The organism is Brucella sp. NBRC 12953, assembly GCF_040369775.1.
Taxonomy (GTDB): Bacteria; Pseudomonadota; Alphaproteobacteria; order Rhizobiales; family Rhizobiaceae; genus Brucella; species Brucella pseudogrignonensis.
Genome location: NZ_BAABSV010000002.1, coordinates 265,271 through 276,813, shown reverse-complemented (window position 1 = coordinate 276,813; position 11,543 = coordinate 265,271). Strand labels below are relative to the sequence as shown.

Below are 11,543 nucleotides of genomic sequence, written 5' to 3'. Positions count from 1 at the left end.
AATCACAATGCTTTACGCTCTGTTGCAATTTAAATTTTGCTGAGATTGCTTCAATAATTCAATGGCTATTTGACTTTTTGCCGCAGGGATATCAATAAGGAAACAAAAATACAGGCAGGAAGAATCCCGATGGACGACTTGAAGCAGGAAGACACCGAAGCCATAGGCAACGATCCGACCCTCCTTCTGGTTGATGACGATAAGCCGTTCTTGCAGCGCCTTGCACGCGCAATGGAAGGAAGGGGCTTTCAGGTGACCACGGCTGAATCAGTCGAGGAAGGCATCGCTGCCGCAAAAGCTTCCGCACCCGCTTATGCCGTTGTCGATATGCGCCTTGGCGATGGAAATGGCCTCGACGTCATTGAAGCCATCCGCACCCGCCGCACCGATACGCGTGCGATTGTGCTCACCGGCTATGGCAACATCGCTACCGCGGTGAATGCTGTGAAGCTTGGCGCGATTGATTATCTTTCCAAGCCAGCTGATGCTGATGAGGTTTTTGCAGCTCTGACCCGTCGTCCGGGCGAAAAGGTTGCACCGCCGGAAAATCCGATGTCCGCTGATCGTGTTCGCTGGGAGCATATTCAGCGCGTTTACGAGATGTGCGAGCGCAATGTTTCCGAAACGGCGCGTCGTCTCAACATGCATCGCCGTACTTTGCAGCGCATTCTGGCCAAGCGCGCGCCGCGCTAAAACCAAGCCTCACAAGCATTTCAGGCTTTAATCTATATCGGTCTCGGGTACATCGAGACCTGCAAGCTCTGCAATCGTCAGACGAGCAGCACCTGCTCTTGCAAAACGCAGCATCAGTGCTTTGCGTGTAGCGCCTGAGAGCTTGTGTTCTGGCGCATCGCGCAGAATTTCCGCGCCATAACCATCCGATAAAATGAAGCCGCAATCTTCCGGAAAGATTTCGCGCGGCACGCTCGGATGCGTCGCAAAAAACAGCCGATCACAAAACGCGCGATAGTCTGGCCATTTCCGATCAGCCTTCCAGTCTTCGATAGAAGATTTGATCTCCACGATCCAGATTTCGCTCTTGCGGCTGACGGCGATCAGATCGGCGCGCCTGCCAGATGCCAGTGGCAGCTCCGGCAAAGTCGCCAGCCCCATTTCCAGGAATAGACGCTGAACACCACGACGCACGAGCATTGCGTTTTCGGATTGTCGTCCGTCAGAAAGTGGGTGTGTTTTGTTGGGAATCACGATCGGCATTTACGCATTTTGCGCCCTCAAATCGCGTTGAGCAATCGAAGAACGCTGATTTCCGGCGGCATTCGAGTGGCGAAAATTTGGAAAAGATGGCAAGAAAATGGCTAAAACAGGATTTTTCAATTTACGGTTAACGGCTGGTTAACAATACTGACGCAACTTTGCACATGAATGAGCGATTCGCTCCTGATGATGGAAAATCTCAATCTGGGGGAAATTCATGAAGTCTCGTGTTTTGAAGCTGGCCGCAGCACTTCTTCTTGGTGGTGCACTTGCGGGCTGCTCCACGGTGGGTGGCACTTTTTATACTGCGTCCTATTCGTCGATCAGTGATGCTGGCTATACTATTCCAGCCATCCCGAACGAAAAGATCCCACAGCAATATCGCCGCCAGATCGTGAAGTATCAGACCGATGAAGCGCCGGGCACGATCATTGTCGAGACGCGCGAGAAGTTCCTTTATCTGGTGCAGCCAGACGGCAAGGCCATGCGTTATGGCATTGGTGTGGGCCGTGAAGGCTTCGGCTGGTCAGGAACGGCGCGTGTTGCCATGAAACGCGAATGGCCAACCTGGACTCCTCCATCGGCTATGATCAAGCGCCAGCCTGAACTGGCTAAATACCGCAATGGTATGGAACCGGGCCTTAGAAACCCTCTTGGTGCGCGCGCGCTTTATCTCTTCAACAAGGGCGGCGATACCGGCTACCGCATCCATGGCACGCCAGAATGGTGGTCGATCGGTAAAGCCATGTCTTCAGGCTGCGTTCGCATGATGAATCAGGACATCATCGATCTTTATGAGCGCGCAGAGCAGGGCGCAAAGGTTATCGTGAGGCAGTAATACCAAGGCGCGAAGATGCTGACGCATCACGCCTTGAAAAAGTTCAATCGCCACTCGGGCTTAACCAAAACTCCATGAGTCATACTCATGGAGTTTTGGTATAAAGCCTCCACAAACAAAAAGGCCGCTGAAAAGCGGCCTTTTTGTTAGGAATTATAGCAGCTTAGATTTGCTCGACCTGCTGAACTTCCGGCACGAAGTGGCGCAGAAGGTTCTGGATGCCATGCTTGAGTGTCGCTGTCGAAGAAGGGCAGCCCGAGCAGGCGCCTTTCATGTGCAGGAATACGGTGCCGTTTTCAAAGCCGCGGAAGGTGATGTCGCCGCCGTCCTGAGCAACTGCAGGGCGCACGCGGGTTTCGATCAGTTCCTTGATGGTTTCAACGATCTCAACATCGGCTTCATCGAAGAATTCTTCTTCGCCATGATCGTCACCGGCATTGGCGGCAGCGTTGCCAGTCATTGCAGGCGCACCGGACATGAAATGTTCCATGATCGTGCCGAGGATTGCCGGCTTCAAGTGCTGCCACTCGCCATCTTCCTTGGTAACGGTGATGAAATCATAGCCGAAGAAAACGCCGGTCACGCCAGGAACTGCAAAGAGCTTGGCAGCAAGCTGCGATGTATTGCCAGCACTTGCCGCATCGCGGAAATCCGCTGTGCCTTCAGGCATCACGACCTTTCCGGGCAGAAACTTCAGGGTCGCCGGGTTTGGCGTGGTCTCGGTCTGGATGAACATATCAGTTCTCCGCTTTCAATATCAGAAGCTTTTCGTAAGCATGGATGCGCATTAAGGCAAGCCTCATCTCAAAGGGCGCATGCGCGTTACGATCAATATAGGGTGATTATGTCACCGCATCAATGTCTTCATCCGAAAGACCGGCTGGAATGACGGTGACGGGAATCTGGAATTGGGCGCGATTGGCCAGAGACTGCACGAGAGGACCGGGGCCTTCGTTACCTGATCCCGCTGCCAGCACCAGAATTGCAATGTCCTGATCTTCTTCAATGAGGTTCGGCAGCTCGTCGGAGATGCGACCTTCACGGATGATCAGCTCAGGCTCGATGCCCTGTTCTTCGCGCACTTTGGCGGCGAATTTTTCCAGCGTTGAACGCGCGCGCTCTTCAGCTTCGGCGCGCATGATTTCACCCACGCCCAGGATTTGCTGAAAATCTGAATTGTCGATGACGAAAAGCATGACAAGCGCGCCGTTTGAGTTTTTCGCGCGGCGCGCAGCATAGGCAACGGCACGCCCGCATTCGGGCGTCTCGTCAATCACGGCAAGAAACTTGCGGCGGTGGCCGGCTTCCCGGCTAAGTCGTTTTGATACCATGGCGATAATGTGGCATTGCAAAGCGCCGCCCGCAAGCAGGCAGCGCCAGAATATTACAAGCGGTTATTATCAGTTCTGCAGCCAGCCGATGATGTCCCGCACATTGCGCATGTTTGCTTCAGCAATCACGCCTGCACGTTCTCCGCCATCTTTCAGAACGCTGTCGATATAGGCTGGATCAGCCACCAGACGACGCATTTCATGGGTGATTGGCGATAGTTTCGCAACGGCCAGATCGGCAAGTGCTGCCTTGAATTCGGAGAACTGACGCCCACCAAATTCGCCCAGAATATCCTGCTTCGATTTCGATGAAAGCGCTGCATAGATGCCGACGAGGTTATCTGCTTCAGGGCGACCACTCAGACCATCCAGTTCCGAAGGCAGACCGTCGGAATCGGTCTTGGCCTTACGGATCTTCTTGTTGATGGTTTCTTCATCATCAATCAGGTTGATGCGCGACAGATCCGACGGGTCGGATTTTGACATTTTCTTGGTGCCGTCACGCAGCGACATGATGCGCATGGCCGGACCCGAAATCATCGGTTCGGTCAGCGGGAAGAAGCCTGAAACCTGTTCGTCACCAACTTGCATGTCCACACCGATGCCGAGTGAAGCAATGCGGTCGGAATAGTCGTTGTTGAACTTCTGTGCGATGTCGCGGGTAAGTTCCAGATGCTGCTTCTGGTCTTCGCCAACAGGCACATGGGTTGCGCGATAAAGCAGAATGTCGGCAGCCATCAGGCTTGGATAAGCGAAGAGACCAAGCGACGCATTTTCACGGTCCTTGCCAGCCTTGTCCTTGAACTGCGTCATGCGGCTCATCCAGCCGATGCGTGCCACACAGTTGAACACCCATGCCAGTTCGGCGTGCTGCATCACGCGGCTCTGGTTGAAGACAATGCTTCGCTTGGGGTCGATACCGGAGGCGAGGAACGCGGCCGTCACTTCGCGGGTTGATTGGATCAACTCGGCTGGATCGGGCGAGACGGTCAAGGCATGCATGTCTACCACACAGTAGATGCATTCCTGCGTCTCCTGAACCTCTACCCACCGCTTGATGGCACCCAGATAATTACCAAGGTGAAGGTTTCCGGTCGGTTGAACGCCGGAGAAGACAAGCGGTTTGAACGTGCTCATGATGTAATCCTGATGTTGGCCTTCGCCGGTGGAGAGCGAAGGTGTTTTTAATGGACGTCTTTTCGCAGAGGCATAGCGGCCTTTCAAGAGTGAATTATACTTCGCTCTCAGGCTCTTTCTTCACAGCGCCACGCTTGATGTTGCGGCGGATCATGCCGGTATTTGCACCACCCAGACCAAAGGCCAGTCCGAAATAGACGACCATTGCTGCCACAACCATGGCCGTGACGGTTCCAGCACGCACGCCAAAGGACGATGCCGATGAAAGCTCGTGCGCAAAATAGCCGATAGCAAAATGAATGCCGATGGCCATGACACCGGCTGCAATCAGCAGACGCGGAATACGGGTGAGCAAAGGAATATCATTTCCCCAATGACCACGCTTCACCAGAGTTGCAAAAAGCAACGCTGCATTGACCCAGCCAGCGGTGATTTCTGCAATCGCAATACCGCTTGGTCCCATGCGCTGAAATAATGTGATGGCCAGTGAGACATTCACAACCACGGAAATTGCAGCGAAAATCATCGGTGTGCGTGTGTCTTCGCGCGCGAAGAAACCCGGAATGAAGGCTTTGATCAGCACGAAAGCTGGCAGGCCGATGCCGTAGATCGCCAGAATGTTTGAAACCACAAGTGTTGACTCGGCACTGAACTGACCGCGTTCAAACAGAAGCCGCACAATCGGTTCCGACATCACCAGAAGGGCCGCTGCTGCAGGAAGCGTGAGGAATAGCGTGAACTCGACCGAACGGTTTTGCAGGTTTGAGGCTTCCTTCATATGCCCACCGCGCAGTGCGCGCGACAATTCCGGCAGAAGCACGGTTGCAACAGCAATACCCACGACGCCAAGTGGCAGCTGGTAGATGCGGTCGGCATAAACGAGCGAGGACACCGCGCCCTCCATACCCGATGCGATGTTGGTGTTGATCAGCAGGTTGATCTGCGTGATGCCGCCGGTGATCGCCGCAGGCAGCGCCAGTATCAGCAGGCGTTTGACATTGGTAGTAAGACGCGGACGGCGAAAGCCGATTTTGATGCCTGCATTGCGCACGGCGATCCAGACGATTGCCAGTTGCACAAGACCTGCCGCCATCACACCCCAGGACAGCCCATAACCAACAGCCAGCGCGTCATAACCCTTCCACCATGCAAAGGCCAGAACGCCGATCAGGATGATGTTGAGAAAGATCGGTGCAATGGCCGCTGCGAAATAGCGATGCAGGGAATTCAGCATCCCGCCCATCATGGCCGCAAGCGACATACAGGCCAGATAGGGGAACATGATGATCGCGAGCCGCACCGTATTGTCGAACTTCACCGGATCGTCGGTGAAGCCCGGCGCAATGACCGTGCGCACGATAAACGGCATGGAGAGTTCCATCGCGATGGTGATGAAAAGCAGCACAGTGAAAAGAACGCCAAACACTTCTTCAGAAAAGCGACGAGCGCCTTCCATACCGTTCTTTTCAATTTCCTTGGCGAAAAGTGGCACAAAAGCTGCGTTGAACGCGCCTTCGGCAAATAGTCTGCGGAACGTGTTCGGGAAACGGAAAGCGGCATTGAACGCATCGGCAACCGGGCCGGTGCCAAGTGCCGCCGCCATGAACATTTCGCGCGTGAAGCCGAAAATGCGGCTCATCAGCGTTCCAGACGCAACGGTTGCGAACTTTTTGACCAAACTCATTTACTGAAAAACCTATGCTGCTGCGCGACCGTTGGTTTTGGCGCCGTTTTCACCGCCCAGCACGGCAAGAAGCTTACGCCTGATATTGCCCTGTCGGGTTGCATTTGAAATCTTGTGTCCTACCAGATCGGTAACATAAAAACTGTCGATCACCTTCTCGCCGAAGGTGGTGATATGCGCCGAAGCAATATCCAGCGAAAGGTCAGAAATAAGGCCCGTCAGTTCAGACAAAAGGCCAGGCCGGTCAAGACCTTCCACTTCAATCACCGTAAACTTGTCGGAAAGAGCGTTGTTGATCTCGACACGCGGCTCGACTTTGAAAGCCTTTGCACCGCGCTTGGGCTTTGTCCGCTTGGCAAGTACATCCGGCAGATGCGCTTTGCCCGACAGCACGTCTTCGATCACCTTGCCCACGCGTTCTGCACGGCGGCGTTCGTCTTCATCTGTGTCGAATTCGCGGCTGATCAGGATCGTATCGAGCGCACGCCCGTCGCCGGTGGTGAAAATCTGCGCATCGACAATATTGCCGCCAGCCGCAGCACAAGCGCCTGTGATGATCGACAAAAGGCGCGGATGATCGGGTGCAAGCACGGTGATTTCCGTCACTGCCTCGAATGTATGCGGCTTTGCAAGCGTCGCCAGCGCACGGCCATTCTGGTCGGCATCGCGGATGAAATGCGCATGACGCACCTGATCGTCAAGGCTGACGGTGAGGAAGTAATTGGTGTAATGCAGGCTGAGATAAGCTTCGCGCTCTGCTTCCGGCCAATCGGCAAGCTTTTCGGCAAGGGCTGCGCGTGCCTGCCGGTCGCGATCGGCGCGTGGCAATTTGGAGAAGCCGCCGGTCAGAACCAGCTCGGTTTCATAGAAAAGCGTGCGCAGCAGCTGGCCTTTCCAGCCGTTCCACACGCCGGGACCGACGCCTTTGATATCACAGACCGTCAGGATCAGCAGAAGCTTCAGCCGCTCCATCGTCTGCACCGTATCGGCGAAATCGACGATTGTTTTGCGGTCGTTGAGATCGCGTGACTGTGCAACCATGCTCATGGTCAGGTGTTCGCGTACCAGCCATTCGACGGTTTCGGTTTCCGACGGCGAAAGGCCGAAACGCGGGCAAAGTTTTTTGGCAATGCGTGCGCCTGCAACCGAATGATCTTCGGGCCGCCCCTTGGCGATATCGTGCAAAAGCATCGCCACATAAAGCAGATTGCGATCACGTTTGATGGTGGTGATCAAATGGTTTGAAAGCGGGTGCTCGTTTTCCAGCTCACCATGCTCAATCTCGGAAAGCACGGCAATGCAACGCAGCAGATGCTCATCCACCGTATAGTGATGATACATGTTGAACTGCATCATCGCGACGATCTTGCCGAAATCCGGAATGAATTTACCGAGCACGCCGGATTCATTCATGCGGCGTAAAATGAGCTCAGGATTGCGGGGCGAGGTCAGCACTTCCAGAAACAGCCTGTTGGCTTCCGGGTTCTCGCGCAGTTCCGAATTGATGAGTTTCAGCGAGCGGGTGAGCTGCTGCATGGCATCGGGATGAAATTCCAGCCCGAGCTTGTCGGCAAGATGGAAGATACGGATGATATTGACCGGATCGCGTTTGAACACATCTGCATCGGCAATGTTGATGCGATGGTTTTCGGAAACGAAATCATTGCTTCCGGCAAGCTTGCGCTTGCGGCGCGAGAAGGTGAGGAAGATGCGGTTGAAGCCCGGCACATGCTTTGCCTGTTCTTCTTCCAGCGCCGCACAGAGAATGCGCGTCAGATCGCCGACGTCCTTGGCGACGAGGAAGTAGTGCTTCATGAAGCGTTCGACATAGTTCTGGCCGGGATGCGCCGTATAACCCAGACGCTGAGCAATTTCCGGCTGAATGTCGAAGGAAAGGCGCTCTTCTGCCTTCAGCGTTGCAAAATGCATATGGCAGCGCACGGCCCAGAGAAAATCTTCGGCCTTGTTGAACAGGCGCAATTCGGCTCGTGACAGCACGCCGAGCTTGATCAGCTCTTCCTTGCTTTTGACGCGATAAAAATATTTGGCAATCCAGAACAGCGTATGCAGATCGCGCTGGCCGCCTTTGCCTTCCTTGACGTTTGGCTCAACCAGATAGCGGGTTTCGCCCGCCTTCTTGTGGCGATTGTCACGCTCGGCAAGTTTGGCCTGAATAAACTCCGGACCTGTATCCTTGACCACTTCTTCGTCAAAACGAGTGACGAGAGAGCTGAACAGATCGCGATTGCCGATGATAAAACGCGCATCCAGAATGGCGGTGCGGATTGTCATATCTTCGCGCGAAAGACGAATGCATTCGTCGATATTGCGGGTGGAATGGCCGACTTTCAGCCCCATATCCCAGAGCATGTAAAGCATATATTCGGCGACCTGCTCACCCCACGGCGTCTGCTTATAGGGCAGCAGAAACAGCAGATCGATATCTGAACCCGGGGCCAGTCCGCCGCGACCATAGCCACCAACAGCCACAACCGCCATGTTCTCGGCTTTCGACGGATTAAGCATCGGATAGGCTTTGGTGCTGGCAAATTCGAACAATACGCTGATCAGCGTATCCATCAGATAAGACAGGCGCCGCGCGCAAAGCGTGCCGCCGCCATCCTTCATCAGCAGATTTTCGGCATTGGCGCGACCGCGCACCAGAGCATCCTTGAGCGCCTGCAGCACAACCTTGCGAACGGGCATACTTGTGTAGTTTTCGTCGGCCGAATCCGCGAGCTCATTGATCTTGCGGCGGAGTGTTTCGGGATTGACGATTTCATCGAGCTTCAGGTCGTGTGCGCTCATGCGGCTTGTATGTCCGGCTTGCCATAGCGCCGTGCGTCCGTTTGGACGCACAAAGGACGCTATGCATTGTTGAACCTACCTCTCGTGCTTTGCAAAGCACGAGAGGTAGAAGAGAACTGACGGAACTATCCTATAGCCGGTTTTAAATATGGTGAACATTGAAAAGAAAAGGCCGGGCATTGCCCGGCCTTTATCACATTGTGATGCGTCTTTTCAGTTGCCAGCGTTATAAGCTGCAATAGCCGCCATATTGACGATATCGGTATCTTTCGCGCCAATGCTGACAATCTGTGCTGGCTTGTCGAGGCCAACCAGCAGCGGACCGATGATCGTTGCGCCGCCCAGCTCCTGAAGCGTATTGGCTGCGATCGATGCCGAGTGATTGTCGGGCGTAACGATGACATTGGCCGGGCCCGACAGACGGATGAACGGATAACGCTCCATCAGCTTCGGGTTCAGCGCTACGTCAGCACTCATTTCGCCGTCAAACTCGAAATCGACGTGACGCGTGTTGAGAATGCGCACGGCTTCCTGAATACGCGTTGCGCTTTCGCCGCCCATATGGCCGAAGGTCGAAAATGCGGTGAGTGCAACACGCGGCACATAGCCCATGCGACGCGCCATGCCAGCCGCTTCAACCGCGATATCGGCAAGTTCTTCGGCGGTTGGCTTTTCATGGACTGCGGTGTCGGCGATGAACACTGTGCGGCCACGGCAGAGCGCAATGGAAACACCGACCAGACGATGGCCCGGCTTTGAATCGATCACGCGGCGCACATCTTCGAGGCCGGTCGCATAGTTACGGGTGATCCCCGTTACCATGCCGTCAGCATCGCCAAGGGCAACCATGCAGGCCGCAAAATGATTGCGGTCATTGTTGATCAGGCGATGGCAATCGCGTGTCAGATAGCCTTTGCGCTGAAGCTTCTCATAGAGATAGTCGGCATAGGCCGAGTTGCGGCTCGACAGACGCGCATTAATAACTTCAATGCCCGGACGGTTAAGATCGAGACCGGCTTCCTTGGCGGTTTCTGCAACACGCTCTTCGCGGCCAACCAGAATAGCAGTGCCAAGACCCTGATTGACGTAGGAGACAGCGGCGCGCATGACCTGTTCTTCTTCGCCTTCGGCAAAGACGATGCGCTTTGGCTGACGACGCACGCGCTCATAGATGCCACGCAGTGTGGAGGCAATCGGATCGCGACGGGCGAGCAGTTCCTGCTTGTAGCCCTCAATGTCTTCAATCACACGTCCGGCAACACCGGTTTCAATTGCAGCTTTTGCAACAGCTGCCGAAACGGTCGCCAGCAGGCGCGGATCGAACGGTACCGGAATGATATATTGCGGACCAAAACGCGGGCGGCTGCCCTGATAGGCGGCAACCACATCATCCGGCACGTCTTCGCGTGCCAGTTCCGCGATTGCATAGACGGCTGCAATCTTCATCTCGTCATTGATCGTGGTGGCCCGAACATCGAGTGCGCCGCGGAAAATATACGGGAAGCCGAGAACGTTGTTGACCTGGTTCGGATAGTCCGAACGGCCGGTTGCAACGATTGCATCGCTGCGTACTTCGGCGACATCTTCCGGCGTGACTTCCGGGTCCGGATTGGCCATTGCAAAGATGATCGGATTTGGCGCCATCGAACGCACCATTTCCTTGGTCAGCGCGCCCTTTGCCGAAACGCCGAAGAAGATGTCGGCATCTTTCATAGCGTCTTCGAGCGTGCGCTTGGAAGTCTTGATGGCATGAGCCGACTTCCACTGGTTCATGCCTTCTTCGCGGCCCTGATAGACAACGCCCTTGGTGTCGCAGAGCGTGACGTTTTCAGACGGGAAGCCGATGGCCTTGATCAGTTCGATACAGGCAATGCCCGCCGAGCCTGCGCCATTACAGACGAGCTTGGTATTCTTGATGTCGCGGCCAGTCAGTTCCAGCGCGTTGATCATGCCGGCTGCGGCGATAATTGCCGTGCCATGCTGGTCATCGTGGAAAACCGGAATATCCATCACTTCGCGCAGGCGCTGTTCGATGATGAAGCAATCCGGTGCCTTGATGTCTTCGAGGTTGATGCCGCCGAAGGATGGGCCGAGATAGCGCACGGCATTGATGAATTCATCAATGTTTGTGGTATCGACTTCCAAATCGATGGAATCCACGTCCGCAAAGCGCTTGAAGAGGACTGCCTTGCCTTCCATGACGGGCTTGGAGGCCAACGCGCCGAGATTGCCGAGACCCAGAATGGCGGTGCCGTTGGAAATGACCGCAACCAGATTGCCCTTGGCCGTATAATCATAGGCGGTGGCAGGGTTTTCTGCGATTGCCTTAACCGGCACGGCGACGCCTGGCGAATAGGCCAGCGACAGATCGCGCTGCGTGGTCATTGGCTTCGTGGGATTGATTTCCAGCTTGCCTGGGCGGCCCTGAGCGTGAAAGTCGAGCGCTTCCTTCTCACTGGCTGTGGGTGTGCGTTCTGGCGTGTTGCCCTTCGGCGTCGAGACTGGCATGTTCCCTCCGGTTTCTTCTGCG

9 protein-coding genes are annotated in these 11,543 nt (G+C 55.0%); 2 read left to right on the top strand and 7 right to left on the bottom strand.

Annotated features, from left to right (window positions below; translation table 11 throughout):
* Positions 1-129 precede the first annotated feature (129 nt).
* Entirely contained in the window at positions 130-693 is a 564-nt protein-coding gene (gene regA / locus ABWV94_RS05230; RefSeq protein ID WP_007873219.1) for a global response regulator transcription factor RegA, read from the top strand.
* A 27-nt stretch (positions 694-720) separates the two neighbouring features.
* Here the strand turns inward: regA and ABWV94_RS05225 are convergent, their stop codons facing one another.
* Complete coding sequence (locus tag ABWV94_RS05225) at positions 721-1,215, bottom strand: MmcB family DNA repair protein (RefSeq protein ID WP_007873222.1); 495 nt, start codon at positions 1,213-1,215, stop codon at positions 721-723.
* A 217-nt stretch (positions 1,216-1,432) separates the two neighbouring features.
* On the opposite strand from ABWV94_RS05225, the gene ABWV94_RS05220 reads away from it, so the two are divergent.
* Complete coding sequence (locus tag ABWV94_RS05220) at positions 1,433-2,053, top strand: L,D-transpeptidase (RefSeq protein WP_007873225.1); 621 nt, start codon at positions 1,433-1,435, stop codon at positions 2,051-2,053.
* Between the two features lie 163 nt (positions 2,054-2,216).
* Here ABWV94_RS05220 and ABWV94_RS05215 read toward each other — a convergent pair whose 3' ends face one another.
* The 6 genes from ABWV94_RS05215 to ABWV94_RS05190 form a co-directional block, all read right to left on the bottom strand.
* The gene (locus ABWV94_RS05215; RefSeq protein WP_007873227.1) at positions 2,217-2,789 is read right to left on the bottom strand and encodes a NifU family protein; all 573 of its coding nucleotides are present in this window, start codon (positions 2,787-2,789) and stop codon (positions 2,217-2,219) included.
* Positions 2,790-2,895: 106 nt separating this feature from the next.
* Positions 2,896-3,384 carry a universal stress protein gene (locus ABWV94_RS05210; protein ID WP_007873229.1) on the bottom strand — a complete coding sequence of 163 codons (489 nt, stop codon included), beginning with the start codon at positions 3,382-3,384 and terminating at the stop codon, positions 2,896-2,898.
* Positions 3,385-3,453: 69 nt separating this feature from the next.
* On the bottom strand, positions 3,454-4,521 hold the full coding sequence (gene trpS, locus ABWV94_RS05205) for a tryptophan--tRNA ligase (RefSeq protein WP_105519122.1): 1,068 nt from the start codon (positions 4,519-4,521) through the stop codon (positions 3,454-3,456).
* Between the two features lie 94 nt (positions 4,522-4,615).
* A complete protein-coding gene (murJ, locus tag ABWV94_RS05200) occupies positions 4,616-6,205 on the bottom strand; it encodes a murein biosynthesis integral membrane protein MurJ (RefSeq protein ID WP_007873233.1) in 1,590 nt (529 codons plus the stop codon).
* A 12-nt stretch (positions 6,206-6,217) separates the two neighbouring features.
* Positions 6,218-9,013: a [protein-PII] uridylyltransferase gene (locus tag ABWV94_RS05195; RefSeq protein WP_113496054.1), complete on the bottom strand. Its 2,796-nt coding sequence runs from the start codon at positions 9,011-9,013 to the stop codon at positions 6,218-6,220.
* A 213-nt stretch (positions 9,014-9,226) separates the two neighbouring features.
* Complete coding sequence (locus ABWV94_RS05190) at positions 9,227-11,521, bottom strand: NADP-dependent malic enzyme (RefSeq protein ID WP_113496053.1); 2,295 nt, start codon at positions 11,519-11,521, stop codon at positions 9,227-9,229.
* Positions 11,522-11,543 lie beyond the last annotated feature (22 nt).

Bases quoted from the DNA above. Each gene is read 5' to 3' on its own strand.
- regA (WP_007873219.1), top strand. From the start codon at position 130: ATGGACGACTTGAAGCAGGAAGACACCGAAGCCATAGGCAACGATCCG.
- ABWV94_RS05225 (WP_007873222.1), bottom strand. From the start codon at position 1,215: ATGCCGATCGTGATTCCCAACAAAACACACCCACTTTCTGACGGACGA.
- ABWV94_RS05220 (WP_007873225.1), top strand. From the start codon at position 1,433: ATGAAGTCTCGTGTTTTGAAGCTGGCCGCAGCACTTCTTCTTGGTGGT.
- ABWV94_RS05215 (WP_007873227.1), bottom strand. From the start codon at position 2,789: ATGTTCATCCAGACCGAGACCACGCCAAACCCGGCGACCCTGAAGTTT.
- ABWV94_RS05210 (WP_007873229.1), bottom strand. From the start codon at position 3,384: ATGGTATCAAAACGACTTAGCCGGGAAGCCGGCCACCGCCGCAAGTTT.
- trpS (WP_105519122.1), bottom strand. From the start codon at position 4,521: ATGAGCACGTTCAAACCGCTTGTCTTCTCCGGCGTTCAACCGACCGGA.
- murJ (WP_007873233.1), bottom strand. From the start codon at position 6,205: ATGAGTTTGGTCAAAAAGTTCGCAACCGTTGCGTCTGGAACGCTGATG.
- ABWV94_RS05195 (WP_113496054.1), bottom strand. From the start codon at position 9,013: ATGAGCGCACACGACCTGAAGCTCGATGAAATCGTCAATCCCGAAACA.
- ABWV94_RS05190 (WP_113496053.1), bottom strand. From the start codon at position 11,521: ATGCCAGTCTCGACGCCGAAGGGCAACACGCCAGAACGCACACCCACA.